This is a genomic window from Nitrincola lacisaponensis, from assembly GCF_000691225.1.
Taxonomy (GTDB): domain Bacteria; phylum Pseudomonadota; class Gammaproteobacteria; order Pseudomonadales; family Balneatricaceae; genus Nitrincola; species Nitrincola lacisaponensis.
This window is the reverse complement of sequence record NZ_JMSZ01000016.1, coordinates 620,489-637,876: the sequence shown is the minus strand read 5'-3', so window position 1 is coordinate 637,876 and position 17,388 is coordinate 620,489. Positions and strand designations below refer to the sequence as shown.

The 17,388-nt window shown below is 53.3% G+C and carries 16 protein-coding genes; 9 read left to right on the top strand and 7 right to left on the bottom strand.

Annotated features, from left to right (window positions below):
- Positions 1–42 precede the first annotated feature (42 nt).
- Positions 43–1,992 carry an acetoacetate--CoA ligase gene (locus tag ADINL_RS06295; RefSeq protein WP_036544967.1) on the bottom strand — a complete coding sequence of 650 codons (1,950 nt, stop codon included), beginning with the start codon at positions 1,990–1,992 and terminating at the stop codon, positions 43–45.
- A 217-nt stretch (positions 1,993–2,209) separates the two neighbouring features.
- On the opposite strand from ADINL_RS06295, the gene ADINL_RS06290 reads away from it, so the two are divergent.
- Positions 2,210–3,679 carry a sigma-54 interaction domain-containing protein gene (locus ADINL_RS06290; RefSeq protein WP_036544964.1) on the top strand — a complete coding sequence of 490 codons (1,470 nt, stop codon included), beginning with the start codon at positions 2,210–2,212 and terminating at the stop codon, positions 3,677–3,679.
- Here ADINL_RS06290 and ADINL_RS06285 read toward each other — a convergent pair.
- Together ADINL_RS06285 and msrA are read right to left on the bottom strand one after the other, a co-directional pair.
- Entirely contained in the window at positions 3,672–4,394 is a 723-nt protein-coding gene (locus ADINL_RS06285) for a 16S rRNA (uracil(1498)-N(3))-methyltransferase (RefSeq protein WP_036544962.1), read from the bottom strand. The two genes, ADINL_RS06290 and ADINL_RS06285, sit on opposite strands and share 8 nt — an antisense overlap.
- Positions 4,391–4,864, bottom strand: coding sequence for a peptide-methionine (S)-S-oxide reductase MsrA (gene msrA, locus ADINL_RS06280; protein WP_036544960.1), 474 nt, complete (start codon positions 4,862–4,864; stop codon positions 4,391–4,393). The genes ADINL_RS06285 and msrA overlap by 4 nt, the downstream gene beginning before the upstream one ends.
- A gap of 115 nt (positions 4,865–4,979) precedes the next feature.
- Between msrA and ADINL_RS06275 the strand changes: the two genes are divergently transcribed.
- Genes ADINL_RS06275 through ADINL_RS06265 form a run of 3 tightly spaced genes read left to right on the top strand, consistent with a single transcriptional unit; the run spans position 4,980 to position 7,247 of the window.
- Positions 4,980–5,807, top strand: coding sequence for a symmetrical bis(5'-nucleosyl)-tetraphosphatase (locus tag ADINL_RS06275; RefSeq protein ID WP_036544958.1), 828 nt, complete (start codon positions 4,980–4,982; stop codon positions 5,805–5,807).
- A gap of 13 nt (positions 5,808–5,820) precedes the next feature.
- Positions 5,821–6,138: a thiosulfate sulfurtransferase GlpE gene (gene glpE / locus ADINL_RS06270; protein ID WP_036544955.1), complete on the top strand. Its 318-nt coding sequence runs from the start codon at positions 5,821–5,823 to the stop codon at positions 6,136–6,138.
- Positions 6,138–7,247 (top strand): tRNA nucleotidyltransferase/poly(A) polymerase-related protein, encoded by a 1,110-nt coding sequence (locus ADINL_RS06265; protein ID WP_036544953.1) that lies wholly within the window; start codon positions 6,138–6,140, stop codon positions 7,245–7,247. The genes glpE and ADINL_RS06265 overlap by 1 nt, the downstream gene beginning before the upstream one ends.
- Before the next feature lie 14 nt (positions 7,248–7,261).
- On the opposite strand, the gene ADINL_RS06260 is transcribed toward ADINL_RS06265, so the two are convergent.
- The 3 genes from ADINL_RS06260 to folB all read right to left on the bottom strand — a co-directional run bounded on the left by ADINL_RS06260 (position 7,262) and on the right by folB (position 10,792).
- Positions 7,262–9,850: a putative bifunctional diguanylate cyclase/phosphodiesterase gene (locus ADINL_RS06260; RefSeq protein WP_051632603.1), complete on the bottom strand. Its 2,589-nt coding sequence runs from the start codon at positions 9,848–9,850 to the stop codon at positions 7,262–7,264.
- Positions 9,851–9,911: 61 nt separating this feature from the next.
- Positions 9,912–10,436, bottom strand: coding sequence for a 2-amino-4-hydroxy-6-hydroxymethyldihydropteridine diphosphokinase (gene folK / locus ADINL_RS06255; RefSeq protein ID WP_036544952.1), 525 nt, complete (start codon positions 10,434–10,436; stop codon positions 9,912–9,914).
- The gene (gene folB / locus ADINL_RS06250; protein ID WP_036544949.1) at positions 10,436–10,792 is read right to left on the bottom strand and encodes a dihydroneopterin aldolase; all 357 of its coding nucleotides are present in this window, start codon (positions 10,790–10,792) and stop codon (positions 10,436–10,438) included. Before folB ends, folK begins: the two co-directional genes overlap by 1 nt.
- A 30-nt stretch (positions 10,793–10,822) precedes the next feature.
- Here folB and plsY point away from each other — a divergent pair, with 30 nt between their 5' ends.
- On the top strand, positions 10,823–11,410 hold the full coding sequence (gene plsY / locus ADINL_RS06245) for a glycerol-3-phosphate 1-O-acyltransferase PlsY (RefSeq protein ID WP_036544946.1): 588 nt from the start codon (positions 10,823–10,825) through the stop codon (positions 11,408–11,410).
- 1 nt (position 11,411) lies between these two features.
- Here the strand turns inward: plsY and tsaD are convergent, their stop codons facing one another.
- Complete coding sequence (gene tsaD, locus ADINL_RS06240; RefSeq protein WP_036544944.1) at positions 11,412–12,443, bottom strand: tRNA (adenosine(37)-N6)-threonylcarbamoyltransferase complex transferase subunit TsaD; 1,032 nt, start codon at positions 12,441–12,443, stop codon at positions 11,412–11,414.
- Between the two features lie 213 nt (positions 12,444–12,656).
- Between tsaD and rpsU the strand changes: the two genes are divergently transcribed.
- From rpsU to rpoD, 4 genes are all read left to right on the top strand, one after another.
- The gene (rpsU, locus tag ADINL_RS06235) at positions 12,657–12,872 is read left to right on the top strand and encodes a 30S ribosomal protein S21 (RefSeq protein WP_036544942.1); all 216 of its coding nucleotides are present in this window, start codon (positions 12,657–12,659) and stop codon (positions 12,870–12,872) included.
- Positions 12,873–12,937: 65 nt separating this feature from the next.
- Entirely contained in the window at positions 12,938–13,381 is a 444-nt protein-coding gene (locus ADINL_RS06230) for a GatB/YqeY domain-containing protein (RefSeq protein ID WP_036544940.1), read from the top strand.
- A 47-nt stretch (positions 13,382–13,428) separates the two neighbouring features.
- The gene (gene dnaG, locus ADINL_RS06225) at positions 13,429–15,348 is read left to right on the top strand and encodes a DNA primase (protein WP_036544939.1); all 1,920 of its coding nucleotides are present in this window, start codon (positions 13,429–13,431) and stop codon (positions 15,346–15,348) included.
- 152 nt (positions 15,349–15,500) lie between these two features.
- Positions 15,501–17,354, top strand: a complete 1,854-nt coding sequence (gene rpoD / locus ADINL_RS06220; RefSeq protein ID WP_036544936.1) for an RNA polymerase sigma factor RpoD — start codon at positions 15,501–15,503, stop codon at positions 17,352–17,354.
- The last annotated feature ends 34 nt before the right edge of the window (positions 17,355–17,388 follow it).

Below are 17,388 nucleotides of genomic sequence, written 5' to 3'. Positions count from 1 at the left end.
CTGTTATTGTTGTTGTCATCTTGTTGCTGAAATCCGGTTACGCTAGCACTGCAACTCGGGCAGATCCCTGAACAGCTCCAGCGCCTCCGGATTTGCCAGCGCGTCCTTGTTTTTCACAGCTTCACCGAGCACCACTTTACGTACCGCCAACTCAACAATCTTGCCACTGATGGTACGCGGAATATCGGCCACCTGAAGAATCACAGCCGGTACATGGCGAGGTGTGGTATTGGCACGAATGGTGTCACGAATTTCCTGCTGCAACGCTTCATCCAGCTGAATTCCCGGCTTCAACCGCACGAACAGTACCACCCTGACATCGTCCTTCCAGGGCTGACCAATACACAGGCTTTCCAGAACGGCATCCACCTTTTCCACCTGACGGTAAATTTCCGCAGTCCCGATACGCACACCACCTGGATTCAGGACAGCATCCGAACGGCCATGGATAATAATGCCGTCATGCGCTGTGATCTCACCATAATCACCATGTGCCCAGATGTTTTCGAACTGGGAGAAATAGGCATCATGGAAGCGGCTGTTATCCGGATCATTCCAGAAGCCGATCGGCATACTGGGGAAAGGCTGCGTACAGACCAGCTCGCCTTTCTGCTGTCGCAGAGGCTGGCCGTTATCATCAACAATATCCACAGCCATCGCCAGACCACGGCACTGCAGCTCACCCGCCCAAACAGGCAAAATCGGCGAACCCAATGCAAAGCAGGAAACAATATCCGTACCACCCGAGATAGATGACAACTGCAGGTCATGCTTGATTTCACGGTAGACATATTCAAAGCTTTCATGAGCCAGAGGTGAACCGGTTGAAAGAACTGCTTTGAGCGGTCTCAGATCAAAATCCCGACCGGGTTTCACCCCGGCCTTTTCCAGCGCAGCCAGATACTTGGCACTGGTGCCAAAGACACTGATCTGCTCCTCTTCCGCAATTTTCCACAATATTGAAGGGCGTGGTGCAAAAGGAGAGCCATCAAACAACACCAGCTTGCAGCCCGTTGCCAGCCCCGTCACCATCCAGTTCCACATCATCCAGCCGCAGGTGGTGTAGTAGAAAAAACTGTCCTGCCGATCCAGATCCGTATGCAAAATCAGTTCTTTGAGCTGCTGAATCAACGTCCCGCCAACACTGTGGAGAATGCATTTAGGTACACCTGTGGTCCCTGAGGAATACATCACATACAAGGGATGATCGAAGGGAACCTGCTCAAAAACCACCTGCTCTGCCTCTGTATCGATAAAGTCTGGCAGGCATACCGCATTGGGTAACGCATCAATGTGCGGGTGAGGGTCAAGGAAGGGAATGACGACAATTCGCTCAACGCTGTCCAACTGTGATGCAATACCGGCAACCCGTTCAATTGAATCAATCGATTTGCCGTTATATTGATAACCATCCACAGTGAACAACACTTTGGGTTTAACCTGACCAAAACGATCAAGTACACCATTGATACCGAAGTCAGGTGAGCAGGAGGTCCAGACAGCACCGATGGAGGTCGTTGCCAGCATCGCCATCACGGTTTCCGGAAGATTGGGTACAAAACCCGCCACGATATCGCCTTTCACCACCCCCTGCTGACGTAGTGCGCTGGCCAGCCCGGCGACCTTGCGATACAGCTGGGCATAGCTGATTTCCTGGCGCTGCCCTGCCTCACCTCTAAACACCAACGCAGGCTTGTCATCGCGGTAGCGAAGCAGGTTTTCTGCAAAATTGAGTCGAGCCTCAGGGAACCAGCGTGCGCCCGGCATGCGATCTGCATGCAGCAGCACCGGGTCGCCCTTAACCGAAGCCTGGATACCGGCAAAGTCCCAGAAATCGCGCCAGAAGTCTTCGCTATGATCAACACTCCACTGCCACAGACCTGCATAATCTTTCAGTTCAGTAGCATAGCGCTGATTGACAGATTTCATGAACGCCCAGATACGTGATGACTGGATACGTTCTGGAGAGGGTGTCCAGAGAGGGGTTTGCATAGACCTTCCTTATTATTATCTTACCGGTAGAAAACACAACCGTGTTTCGACTCAGGGTTTGCTCAGATAAAGCAGATTGCATGCCAACTTTGTAAAATGGCCTGACCCTATGCCCCTGCGCGCAAAAGGGCTCTGACTCTGACCTATTTTTTGTTTACAAAGCAAGACATCGTGTCTAGTATTCAAGACATTACTGTCCAATAAAAAAGACAACAGCATGACAGACCATTACGGCAAGACATTTGACACACGCATTCTGAGAACCCGAATTCTGAAATTTTTGCAGCACTCATTTGATGATTTTTATGAGCACACCATTGCTGCCGACAAAAAGGGCATTCTCACCTGGATGAGCGAAAGCTACTGCGAATTTCTGGGCCTTAAAGAAAGTCCGGTCGGCAAGCACATCACCGACATCATCCCCAACAGCTATCTGCCCCAGGTCATCGCCAGCGGCAAACCCGTGTTGCTTGATGTGCTCTATATCCGCAATCAGTGGGTACTGGTCAGCGCCGTACCCTTGCTGAATGAACACAAGGAGGTCGAGGGCGCCTTTGCCTTTGTCGCGACAGACACGCCCAGTACAGCCAAGCCGCTGCTGGCGAAGTACAACCGCTTGCAAAGCGAGGTACGCAACTCCAAACATTACCAGTCTGAACGCAGCTCACGCTATCAGTTGTCACAGATCGCTGGCCAGAGCGAAGCACTGAAAACAGTCAAACACCAGATACGTCAGGCAGCACGTTTTGATATTTCTGTACTGCTGACCGGCGAAACCGGAACCGGCAAAGAACTCTTCGCGCATGCGTTACACAATCTTTCAGATCGTGCAGACAAACCCTTTGTCTCAATCAACGTAGCCGCAATACCGGATACCCTGATTGAAGCCGAGTTTTTCGGTGTGGCACCCGGCGCCTTTACCGGTGCCAAAAAAGAAGGCCGCCCCGGCAAAATAGAGATCGCCCAGGACGGCACGCTGTTTCTGGATGAAATTGGCGATATGCCTCTGCCGCTGCAGTCCAAACTGCTCCGTGTACTGCAGGAAAAAGAGTTTGAAAAAGTAGGCTCCAATGCAGTCCAGGCCACCAATGTCCGCATTGTCGCCGCCACCAGCCGGGATCTGCTGCAGATGGTGTCCATGGGTGAATTTCGTGCCGACCTCTACTATCGACTTAGCGCGATGCCGATCCACTTGCCGCCCCTGCGTGAACGCATGGAGGATATTGAGCTGCTCAGTGAGCGCATTCTGGATGAATGCTGTGAGCGCCTCGGTGTCGCCACCAAGGAACTGACCGAAGACGCACTGATGCTGTTACGTTCGCACGACTGGCCAGGCAATGTACGCGAACTGTACAACGTCATTGAACGTGCCTGCATCATGAACGAAAAAGCATCCCATATCAGCAGCAAGGGTTTTCGGGATGTGTTCAGCAACAATCTGATACGTCACGAAGAGCTGCGACCACCCAAGGCACTTGTCCCTGCCAAGACACCGGAAGCTGTCATTCAGACTGACACGGATGACACCTGCACCGGCTCGCTGAAAGAACAGATACGCCAGGCCGAGCGACGGGCGATTCTGCAGGCATTACGTCAGTGCGGCGGACACAAAACCAGAGCGGCACAACAACTGGGCATCTCCAGAGCCGCACTCTATCAGAAACTGGAAATACTGCAGATCAACTGACCGGAAACAGACGCGTCAACAAGACCGGCACCGCCGTCTCGACTCTGAGAATTCGGCTCCCCAGCGACAAGGATTTCAGACCTGCCTGATTAAGTTTGTCGACCTCATAGGGAATAAAACCGCCCTCCGGCCCGATAGCCACCAGCGCCGACTCATCGCTCGGTGCTGGGCAGGGTTGTGCATGATATGGGTGTGCAACCCAGGCCTGACGCCCGGCTGCCAGACCCGGCAGCTCATCTTCAACAAACGGCTTGAAGCGTTTGCGCTGATGCACCACTGGCAGTTGCGTATCACCAGCCTGCTCCAATCCCAACAACAGCTGCTCATGAATCACCGCCGCATCCAGCAAAGGTGACGACCAATAGCTTTTATCGACACGATAGGAATGAATCAACCAGATCTCTTTGACACCCAGGCTGGCAACAGCCTGAAGAACCCGGCGCAACATTTTGGGCCGGGGCAATGCCAGCACCAGTATCACGGGCAAGGGAGAGGGCGACTGACGTGGCTGACTGAAATCCAGTGCCAATTCAACCCCTGAAGCATCCAGGTTCAGTACTTCAGCTTCACCGATCAGACCATTCAGCATTCCGGCCCGCAGCCGGTCTCCTACCTGAGCCTGATGAATCTCACGAATATGTACCGCACGCCGGTCTGTCAGCCATACCCGATCTGGAGCCGACAGCTCAGACGGGTCGATCAAAAGAAGGTTCATGAGATCCGACAGTGCCCCTGTCCACGTTTGCGCAAATATTGCTGATGATATTCTTCAGCGCGCCAGAAGCGGGCCGCTGGCTCAATTTGAGTCACGATCTCTGCAGAGAAAACACCAGCCGCCTGCATGTCTGCTTTACTCTGCTGCGCCAGCACCTGCTGCATCTCATCCTGATAGAAAATCGCCGAGCGATACTGAGTCCCGACATCCGGCCCCTGACGGTTCAGTGTCGTCGGGTTATGACACTGCCAGAAGGTAGCCAGCAGCTGTTCATAGCTGATCTGCTCAGGATCATATTCCACCCAGACTGTTTCAGCATGTCCGGTATCCCCCTGGCACACCGACTCATAGTCTGGCGACTCTGTATCACCCCCCATATACCCGACGGCCGTAGAGAGTACTCCGGGCAATTCGGAGAAGGTCAGCTCCACACCCCAAAAACAGCCTGCAGCAAAGGTCGCGATTGCCATATCCTTAACTCCTTATGACACTCTTGAAAGATTTACATTCTACACAAAAACGCTTTACTTAGATTAGAACTTGGCGCCCGATCTAAGGTATGATCTCAGGAAAAACAGGGGACTTATGGCAACTTACGCAATCGGAGACATACAGGGCTGCTATGACGAGCTGATGCAGCTACTGGACCAGATCGGTTTCAGCGATTCTGATCACCTCTGGTTTGCCGGTGATCTGGTGAACCGTGGTCGCCAGTCCGTCAAGGTATTGCGTTTCGTGGCCGGACTCGGAGATCGCGCCCGCTGCGTACTGGGCAATCACGACCTGCACCTGCTGGCACTACATTTTGGTGCCACCCGGGACAAACGCAACAGTACCCTGCAACAGGTCCTCCAGGCACCCGACCGCGATGAACTGATGCACTGGCTCAGGTTTCGGCCATTGCTGGTCGAAGATGATGCGCTGGGTTATGTCATGACCCATGCCGGTATTCCGCATATCTGGTCACTGGGAAAAGCGCGCAAGCGTGCCCAGGAAGTCGAGCGCGTCCTTCGCGGCAAAGATGCTCGTGAGTTTTTCAACCACATGTATGGCAACAAACCCGACATCTGGCATAACGACCTGGAAGGCTGGGCGCGACTGCGCCTGATCACTAATTACTTTACCCGCATGCGCTTCATCACCCCCAACGGGCAGCTGGAATTTCACGGCAACGGCGGTGTTGAGACAGCACCGGCAGGTTTTTTCCCCTGGTATGAAGTTCGTCGCCCCTCTCCGCTGCCCCGACGCCAGCTTTTTGGTCACTGGGCGGCACTAATGGGGCATACGGGTCAGGCCGATATTCAGGCACTGGATACCGGCTGCGTGTGGGGATACAGCCTCAGCGCACTGTGCCTGGATACTCAGACCCTGACACAATGCAGCTGTGCTGCCTATCAATCCGAAGCGATATGAGAACCCCATTATCATGAAAGCATTCAAGACTCTCTCGGCAGATGCAGCCGTCACCCTGATGGAACAAGGTGCCGCCGTCGTCGATATTCGTGACTTCGGCAGCTATACCGCCAAACACATTCAGGACGCCTACCATCTCAGCAATGATAATCTGCCGGTATTCTTGCAGCAGGCAGATCGACAGCAACCACTGATTGTCTGCTGCTACCATGGCATCAGCAGTCAATCTGCTGCTGACTTCCTGGCCGGACAGGGTTTTGCGGAAGTCTACAGCCTGGATGGTGGCTTTGAGCAATGGCGCATGCAGTTTCCGGAGCGTTGCGAACCCTGATGGAGATCTGTCTTGTCGGCGGTGCTGTACGTGATGAGCTACTGGGCCTGGAAGTTAAAGACCGTGACTGGGTGGTGACCGGCGCCACACCGGAACAGATGCTGGCGCAGGGGTTCCGCCCGGTCGGCAAAGATTTCCCGGTGTTTATCAATCCGCACACAGGTGAGGAATATGCACTGGCCCGCACTGAACGCAAATCCGGCCATGGTTATCAAGGCTTCACCTTTCATGCACATCCGGATGTGACGCTGGAAGAAGATCTGTTACGCCGGGATCTGACCATCAATGCCATGGCACGCCGACCTGATGGTAGTCTGGTCGATCCCTATCAGGGACAGGATGACCTTGAACAGCGTGTACTGCGCCATGTTTCACCAGCGTTTGCTGAAGACCCTTTGCGCGTACTGCGAGTCGCACGCTTTATGGCACGCTTCACCCCCCTGGGTTTTCAAGTCGCACCGGAAACGCTGGCGCTGATGCAACAGATCAGCGCCAGCGGCGAACTGCAACACCTCAGCGCAGAACGTGTCTGGATGGAATTTGAACGCGCCTTGTCCTGTGACCACCCTCTGGTGTTTTTGCAGTGTCTGCAACAAGCGCAGGCACTCCCGGTATTATTACCTGAATTCAACCCACTGGACTGGAACAGCGCTCAGCCTGTACTGGACCGCCTGAACAGAGAACACCCCTGCGCTGAACAGCGTTTTGCCCTGCTGTGCCACCTGGCCATGCCGGAAGAAGCGCCACTCGAAGCCGTCAAAACACTCTGTGAGCGCCTAAAAACACCCAACCGTTTTCTGCAGGCTGCAACCGACCTGCTGCAATGGCATGATACACTGGCCTCACTGGATACACAGGAAAGTTCACGACGTCTGGCGCTGGTTAAGGCACTCAAACTGTTACGCAATCCGGAACGCCTGCAGCAGCTGCTAGCTCCGACGCACGCACTGCATCCGGACATGCCAGATGATCTGGGGCCCCGTTTTGAGCAGCGCCTGGCAGCGCTGGCACAGGTCTCAAGTGCCGAGTTCATGCAGCAAGGACTGCAAGGCAAGGCACTCGGTAACGCACTGGAAGCACGCTACCTGGCCCTGCTCGAGTCGCTTTAACGGCTACACGCCTGTTACTGAGCTGCAGCTAGCATCAAACGGGAAGAAGGACGACCAATGAAGTAACCCTGCCCGTAATCAATCCCCAGCGCCCGAATAGCATCCATCACCGCCTGATCTTCAACGAACTCGGCAACTGTTTGAATACCCAGGCTGTGCGCCAGCGTGACAATACTTTTTACGAATGCCATATCCTTGTCATCGGTGAGCATGTTACGGATAAACTCACCCTCAATCTTGATGACATCTATCGGGAAGTGTTTGATATAGTGGAAAGAGGAGTAGCCCGAGCCAAAGTCATCTATGGCAAAATTAAAGCCTTCCAGCTTCAGATCCTGCACGAAGCGCTCCAGCAATGCCATGTTACTCACCGTCTCACGCTCAGTCAGCTCAAACACAATACGTCGCGGTTCAATCGAATACTCCAGCGCCAACTGTCGGACACGTGAAATGAACTCACCAATGATCAGTGATTTAGGCGACAGATTCACGAACAGCATGCCCTCGTAGCCCTGTTCATGCATCTGCTTGAACGCCTTTTCGATCAACAGGTAGTCCATTTTATGCACCACCCCGATAGATTCGGCGATATCAATAAACTCGCCAGCGGGTACAATCCGGTCACCCAGATCGATACGCATCAGCAACTCATGAATCAGCACCTCACCTGTTTCCAGAGACACAATCGGCTGGAAATAAGGCAAAATCCGCTGTTCCTCCAGCGCATTCAGGACCATCAGGTTTTTCTCACCCACAGCCTTGAACACCTCAGCCATCTCGTGCTCGTCCGGAATGGCAATCTGGTTTTTCCCTTTGCGCTTGGCCTTGTACATCATGTTATCCGCCACCACGAACAGATCTCGGGGATCATCAGCATGGCGCGGATAGATGGCGATTCCGATTGAGGTTGTTGCACGCACACTGGTGCCATCCGGCGCAGTCAGTGCCAGCTTCTCCAGCAGCCTGGCGATCCGCTGCGCTACCGTATGCGCCTGCTCTTCACCCGTCTCCGGCAGAATAATGGTGAACTCATCCCCGCCATAGCGCGATACAAAATCACCGGGACGTACCGCGTTTTCCAGCACCTTGGCAAAGGCATGCAGGAACTGATCACCAAACGCATGGCCATAGCGGTCATTGACGGTTTTGAAGTTATCCAGATCCAGCATCAGCAGGCTGAACTCTTCATTATGGCGCGTGGAGCGCCCGACTTCATATCCCAGCAGTTCCCGGAACATACGCTGATTATGCAGAGCGGTCAGTGGATCACGGGTTGCATAGTACTCCAGGTCTTTGGTGTACTTGTAAATCGCTTTGACCGAACCCACCAGGTTCAACAAAGTGGTCAGAATACTGTCGATGACTATGTGACGGATCGGATCCTTGGCCATTTCAGACTGCACACCAATACCCACCACTCCACCAATTTTGGGCGTTTCAAGTAGCAGCGATTTGGTTTGCAGTTCAATATCGTGGGCACTCAGACTTAACTTCTTCGCATCATCAGTAGTATTCGGACAGGCGATATGATGCACAATTTTCAGAATCGGCACACCGCTATGGTAATGTGTATTACTGCCCAACTGACGCGTCACAACTGCTTCAAACTGTACCTGAGTGTTTTCACAAACATCCTGATACCAAAAAACCTCCAGCTCATACCCCTCCTCTTCCACCTGAAAAATGGTCACCAGGGTATGCGCCTTGATAATGGTATTGATGTCCACCAGCAGGTCTTTAATGAAGTCACGCCAGTCCTTCACCACTTCAGAAGTAATGATGAACTTGCTCAACAGGCGAATTTCAAACTCGAGAATATCCTTGTCGACGGCAACATCTTTCAGACGCTCCATCAGAATATTGATCTGACCGAAGGTGTTATTGAACTCCTGAAAATAGAAGTCCACATCACTGACATCTAGTTGCCTGAAATCAGTCACCGTATTCACAGACTTCAGACGATTACCAAACTGTTCCACAGAATCGTTGATCCGTCGTGATGCAAACGCCGATATCAGTGTTGCAATAAAGAAGGTAAAGATCGCAAACAGAATAAACAGCACCACATGATCACGTCGCAACTCAGAACTGATCGCCTGTTTGTTCTGCTGCAAGGCAATCACACCCAACACATCACCGACACTGGCATTGGCATGGCAACTGAGACATTCTGCACGTGCTTCCACCGGGTAGAGACGCCGTATGTGGCGATCCTCTTCGATTACCTGTATACCCGCACCCTCCAGCGAACGCTGTACTGCTTCATCGGGCTGACGCTGCGACACCTCACCATAGAGCACACGCACCTTGTCACCACGGTAGAGGGCAATTTCAAACGGGCTGTTTTCATAGGCTGATTGAGTCGCATCAACAAAAGCCTCCATCTCTTCACGTGTCCAGCCCTGACTCATAATCATGAACATGGTGCTGAACGTATGATTGGCGATGGCTTCTGAGGTTTGCTGAGCCTGGCGGTTGATGACATTCTCATACAGCAGTGAAGCCGCCAGTGTGATGGCAAAAAAAACGGCCAAGGCGACTGCCAGAATTGCTCCAAAGACAAATCCGGGAAGCGTTTTTACGAAGTGAATGATACGGCTCAACTCAAACTCTCATTATGATGCTGTCAATTCCCTTCGAAAATATGTGGATACGTCACACAAGTCAATCCGACTTGGGTGCGGAGACAGAAATCTGTCGACCTTGCCAATAAAAATCTACCGGCCAAAGCTTCTGATTCTGATTATAGTCTGCCCAGAGGCGGGAATAACTGATCTGTCGCAAAGGATGTAACGCATCTGGCTTTAATTCTGCCAATGGCCACAGCACAAAAGCATTTTTGTCCACTTCATCGCGAGGCAGCATGACACCGTCAACCACCCCGGTCAGATCATCGTAGGTGAGAATATCGATATCCAGTGTACGTGAGCAGAATCGTGGGCCGTTGCGCTGCCGACCATTGTCATCTTCGATCTGCTTCAGCACACGCGACAATTCACCGACACTCAAATCAGTGTGAATACCGACCACCATATTATAGAAGGGGCTGCCGTCGAAGCCGACCGATTCACTTTCATAGACAGACGACAGGGCCAGCTCACCAAAATGTGTAGCCAGAGTATCCAGTGCCGACAGGATATAGCGTTCCCGCTCCAGATTACTGCCTAAGCTCAGCAGCACCTCGGCCATCAGAACGCCTCACCACGCTCAATGACCACACCCACATCCTGCGCCTGTGGTACAGCACCTGGCTTACCCAGCTTAAGGCGCAACCAGGGAATCGAAAACTCGTCCATCAACAGCGTCGCAATTTCCTCAGCCAGAGCTTCCAGCAACAGAAATTCACTGTCGCTGATAAACTCAATCAGACGATCTGAAATCGCCTTATAGTTCAGGGTCCGTTCGATATCATCTCCACGCGCAGCGGCGCGTATATCGGTTGCCATCTCCAGATCCACACACAGAGTCTGGCGAATTGTTCGTTCCCAGTCGTAGATGCCGATAACCGTTTCCACCTGCAACCCACGAATGTACACTATATCCATCACTTACCTCTAAAAACTGTGAGCCAGCCCATGCTAACCGACAGTTTACTGGAACCTGCCCTGATCAGCCTTGCTTATCTGCTGGGTTCTGTGCCGACGGCGCTGCTGGTGTGCAACTCTATGGGGATCGCCGACCCTCGTCAACAAGGCTCAGGTAACCCAGGCGCCACCAACGTACTCAGAATCGGCAATCCGGTCGCTGCCGCTCTCACCTTTCTGGGAGACTCCGGCAAAGGCGCGCTGGCCGTTTCTCTGGCGATCATTACTGATCAACCCCCGGGGATTACCGGGCTCTGCGCTCTGGCAGCGGTACTGGGGCATCTGTTCCCAATGTTTGGGGCCTACCGTGGTGGCAAGGGCATTGCCACCTTTTTTGGTTGCATGCTGTTGCTCAGCTGGCCACTACTGTTAATACAGCTCAGTTGCTGGCTGATACTGGCTGGCACCACCCGAATCGCCTCTCTGGCATCGGTGGTGATGGCACTCATCACCCCCCTACTGGCTTGGTGGCTGACACCTGAGCTGCTCAGTCCGCTTGCCCTGATTGCCCTGCTGCTGATTGCCCGACACCGGCTAAACCTGCTGCGTCTGTTTCAAGGCCAGGAAAGCCGCTTCTGATTCAAGACAGTGGCGGCAAGGCTTCCATCGGCCACCGCGGCCGGGCCAGAATAGTGAGATCACTTTGCTGACCTGCCAATAAGCGCTGACAACCTGCATAAGCAATCATGGCACCGTTGTCTGTACAAAATGCGGGGCGAGCGTAATACAAATGCGACTTTTCAGCGGCGACCATCTCTTCAAGACGTGCCCGCAGACGTCGATTAGCACTGACACCACCGGCAATAATCAGCTGTTTAAGGCCGGTCTCACGTAATGCACGACGGCATTTAATTGCCAGGGTATCGACCACGGCATCTTCAAAGGCCGCGGCAATATCGGCCATGGTCTGTGGATCAATTTTTCCGGCTGCGTCACGACAGCTGTCAGCCGTATTCAAGGTAAACGTTTTCAATCCAGAGAAGCTAAAATCCAGTCCGGGCCGATCCGTCATAGGTCGTGGAAAACGAAAACGACTGCGATCTCCCTGCTCTGCCAGGCGGGCAATCAATGGTCCGCCGGGATACTCCAGCCCCAACATTTTAGCGGCCTTGTCAAACGCTTCGCCGGCAGCATCATCCAGCGACTCGCCCAGCAACTGATACTCACCAATTGCATCGACCCGTACCAACTGGGTGTGCCCACCAGACACCAGCAGCGCAACAAACGGAAATGCGGGGGGGCGCTCTTCCAGCATCGGTGCCAGCAGATGACCTTCCATATGATGCACGGCAATTGCCGGAATCCCCAGACCCAGCGCCAACGCGCGTCCGGTAGACGCACCCACCATCAAGGCACCGATCAATCCGGGACCTGCGGTATAGGCAACAGCATCGAGATCGGCCAGTGTCAGATTCGCGGTAGACAGCACTTCCCGAATCAGCGGTAACAGCTTGCGTACATGGTCACGCGATGCCAGTTCAGGGACAACGCCCCCGTATTCAGTATGCATGGCAACCTGACTGTAGAGCGCATCTGCCAGCAACCCTTGTTCACTGTCATAAATTGCCACACCGGTTTCATCACATGAGGTTTCAATACCCAGCACTCGCATCGATCTAGCCCATTTGCACTTTCTTCAGGTACAGAACCTGACAGAGGGATGAAAAAGAGGCATTATCGCCAAATCCGCACACAATTTCACCTATTCCCGGCTTTACTTCCCACTTGTCAATCAGTAAAATTTTGCACCTTGGTCAAAAACCCCCGATTGTTTTAAGGGTCCCGATCAAGGCATTTCTTATAACCCACTACTGAAGGAGCATCTATGCCAGCAGTAAAAGTAAAAGACAACGAGCCGTTTGACGTTGCTCTGCGTCGCTTCAAGCGTTCTTGTGAAAAAGCAGGTGTCCTGGCTGAAGTACGTCGTCGTGAGCACTACGAAAAGCCAACTACTGTTCGTAAGCGCAAAGCAGCTGCAGCCGTTAAGCGTCACGCTAAAAAAGTATCTCGTGATACTTCTCGTCGCGTCCGTCTGTACTGATCAATACGTTTAACGAGCCGTAACACGTAATCGGAATCTCCAGTGTTCAAGTGACAGAGAAAGCAATGTCAGACCTGAAGCAACAGATCACAGCCCAGATGAAAGACGCCATGCGTGCCAAAGACAAGGTACGACTTGGCACTATACGTCTGATCCTGTCTGATCTGAATCGCATTGAGGTTGATGAACGTATCGAGCTGGATGATGCACGCGTACTGGTGGCACTCGACAAGATGGCCAAACAACGACGCGATTCGATTACCCAGTATCTGGCGGCTGAGCGCCCAGAACTGGCCGATAAGGAGCAGCAAGAGCTGGAGGTGATTAAAACTTTCTTGCCGCAACCTCTCAGTGATGATGAAATTGAAAAGATTATCGACGAAGCCATGCAGGCAACAGGCGCCAACAGCATGCAGCAGATGGGCCAGGTCATGGCACTGGTCAAACCCCGCGTCCAGGGACGCGCGGAGATGGGACAGGTATCCGCTCGGGTTAAAGCCCGCTTCTAATACACAGGTGATCATCACCAGCGGAAACAACTGACTCTGGAGAGTTCATGGCAGGGCGTATTCCGCAATATTTTATTGATGACCTGCTGGCCCGTATCAATATTACTGATGTGGTGGAAAGCCGCGTCAAACTGAAGCGCAGCGGCAAAAACTACTCCGGCCTCTGTCCGTTCCACAAAGAAAATTCACCCTCTTTTACCGTCAGTCCGGACAAACAATTTTATTACTGCTTTGGCTGCGGTGCCGGCGGCAATGCGCTCGGCTTTCTGATGGAATATGAACGCCTGTCTTTTCCGGAGGCCATCGAAGAGCTGGCACGACTGGCCGGTGTCGACATACCACGAGAAGAACAACATCCCCAACAGATTGAGCGCGAGCAACAAGTCAAGCAACAGATATCCCTGCTCGACCAGGCCTGTCAGTTTTATCGTCAACAACTGCGTCAGTCCGACAGTCGCGACAAGGCCGTTAACTATCTCAAGCAACGCGGCCTCTCCAGCGACATCGCCGCACGCTTTCTGATCGGGTACGCGCCACCAGGCTGGGACAACCTGCTACAGCACTTCAAAGCACTGCCAAACGCAGCTGAAGCACTCGAAAAAGCGGGCATGGTCATCCACAACACGGAAAAAAACCGCCACTACGACCGCTTCCGCGACCGCATCATGTTTCCGATACGGGATATGCGTGGCCGGGTGATCGCGTTCGGTGGACGCGTTCTCACCGATGAGAAACCCAAATATCTGAACTCACCGGAAACCGACACATTTCATAAAAGCCGAGAACTCTATGGGCTTTATGAAGCCCGACAGCACAACCGACAGCTGGACCGACTGCTGATCGTTGAGGGCTACATGGATGTTGTCGGCCTGGCGCAGCACGGCATTCAATGGGCTGTCGCCACACTCGGTACCGCCACCACAGAACAGCACCTCACCCGGCTGTTCAAGCTGGTACCCGAGCTGATTTTCTGCTTTGACGGCGACCAGGCTGGCCGCAAAGCGGCACAACGAGCACTGGAAATTGCCATGCCGATTCTGGAAGACGGCAAATCAGTACGTTTTCTGTTCCTGCCCGAAGGGGAAGATCCGGACAGCCTGATCCGCAAGGAAGGCCAACCCGCCTTTGAACAACGCATCCTGACAGCTACACCTCTGTCGACCTTCTTTTTCAACAGCCTGACAGCCGACAGCCAACTGGACAGCATGGATGACCGCGCACGCCTTGCGGCCAGCGCACTCCCCCCTATTCGCGAGATGAAACCCGGGCTGCTGCAGCAGATGATGCTTGAGCGCATCAGTGAAATGACTGGCCTGAGCATTGACCAGCTCAACAGCCTGGTGAATCTGCACCAGATCAGTCAGCCAGCGGCAACCGCCACACCTGCAGCCGCACCGGAAACCAGCTACACCGATGACCTGGCCGAAGCACCCTATGACGCCTACCCCGAACTCAGCCAGCTGGACGAACCACCCACCTACATCGATACAGAATATAAAACAGCCGCCGCACGGACGCCTGCCCGGCGCAGCACGCAGAGCCGTACCATCAGCCTGGTAAACCGAATTATCTCCATCCTGCTGCACCGTCCCGAACTGGCACGTGAACTCGATGACCCGGATACGCTGGGACACCTGCAGGAATCCAACATCGATCTGCTGATCGAACTGCTCAGCTACCTGCGCCAGCATCCAGACAATTCGCTCGGTACCCTGCTGGTGGACTGGCAGCATGATCCACAGCGCTCAGCCTACTTAATGATCCTGAATGAGATCGCACACCTGGAACCCATACCCGATACAGCCGATCCATTAACCGAGCTACGCGATGCGCTGAAAAAACTTTCCAGCCGTCAAACCGAAAACCAGCTGGATCGCCTCTTGAAAAAACAGCGACAGTCCCCATTAACAGACGCAGAGAAGAAATTGCTGCAGCAACTCCTGCTCTCAGGCCGTGAAAAAACCTGATACAGGTTTGGCAATTACCGGTTTATGCTCTATTTTTATACAGTATTACAGGAATTAGCATGCTGAATCTGTTCAGCCAGACCTGAAACGGCTATAATGTTGCGCTTCTTTTTCCACCCATCACTCACATCAGCATTCATCGCAGGGGCTCTATGTCAGATACTTCCCAACAGCAGTCTCGTCTGAAAGAACTCATCGCGCGCGGCAAGGAACAGGGTTATCTCACTTACGCTGAGGTCAATGACCACCTGCCCGAGGATATCGCCGACCCAGATCAGGTTGAAGATATCATCCGCATGATCAACGACATGGGCATTAGCGTGTCCGAAGAGGCGCCGGATGCAGAAACACTGCTGATGACGGAAGGTGACTCAGCCGACGAAGCGGATGAAGAAGCCGTTGCCGCCCTGGCTGCCGTTGAATCCGATGCAGGCCGCACCACCGACCCCGTACGCATGTACATGCGTGAAATGGGCACTGTCGAACTGCTGACACGCGAAGGTGAAATCGAAATCGCCAAGCGTATCGAAGAAGGCATTCGTGAAGTGATGATGGCCCTGTCCTACTTCCCCGGCAGTGTCGATGCCATTCTTGCAGCCTACGACGCTACACTGCAGGAAGAAGGCCGCCTGAGCGATATCTTCAGTGGTTACATCGATCCGGACGCACCGGTACCTGAAGATGAAATCGATATCGAAGATCTGGACGAAGATGACGACAGCGATAGCGATTCAGATGATGACGACGATGAAGATGATGACGATTCAGACAGCAGTGACGACGAAAAAGATCGTGGTCCAGATCCTGAAGAAGCACGTCAGCGTTTCGGTCTGATCCGTGACTGCCTGACCGCCTATCAGCAAGCTATTGCCACAGAAGGCCAGGACAGCAAGGCAGCCAAACTGGCACTGGAAGAGCTGAGCATTGCTTTCGCTCCGATCAAACTGTCACCACGCTTTTACGACCTGCTGGTCAATCGTATTCGCGAGTACATTGAAAAAGTGCGTACGCAAGAGCGTACCATCATGCGTATCTGTACACAGCGTGCAGGCATGCCTCGTAAAGATTTCATTCAGGGATTCCCGGGCAACGAAACCAATCCAGACTGGTTTGACACCCTGGCATCCGGCAAACAATCCTGGGCTGACAAAATCACCCAGAACCTTGGCGACCTGAAACGCGCCCAGCGCCGCCTGATTCAGATAGAAACAGAAGTCGGTATCTCGCTGGCCGAAATCAAAGATGTGAACCGTCGCCTGTCCATCGGTGAAGCCCGTGCCCGCCGTGCGAAAAAAGAAATGGTTGAAGCCAACCTGCGTCTGGTTATCTCTATTGCCAAGAAATACACCAACCGCGGCCTGCAATTCCTCGACCTGATCCAGGAAGGCAACATCGGCTTGATGAAAGCAGTCGACAAGTTCGAATACCGTCGCGGCTACAAGTTCTCGACCTATGCAACCTGGTGGATACGTCAGGCGATCACCCGCTCGATTGCTGACCAGGCACGCACGATCCGTATTCCGGTCCACATGATCGAAACGATCAACAAGCTCAACCGTATCTCTCGTCAGATGCTGCAGGAAATGGGACGTGAACCCACACCTGAAGAACTGGCCGAGAAGATGGAGATGCCAGAAGACAAGATCCGCAAGGTGCTGAAAATCGCTAAAGAGCCGATCTCCATGGAAACTCCGATCGGCGATGACGAAGACTCCAGCCTGGGCGACTTCATTGAAGACGTGGTCATGACCTCACCCGTCGATACCGCCACAGGCGAAGGCCTGCGTGAAGCAACCCGCAGCGTACTCTCTGGCCTCACAGCGCGTGAAGCCAAAGTACTGCGGATGCGCTTTGGTATCGATATGAACACTGATCACACTCTGGAAGAAGTCGGCAAACAGTTCGACGTCACCCGTGAACGTATCCGTCAGATCGAAGCCAAGGCCCTGCGCAAGCTGCGCCACCCCAGCCGTTCTGACCATCTGCGTGGCTTCCTCGACGAGTAAATTCAATCTCTTAGCAGTTATTGCGCCAATGCAT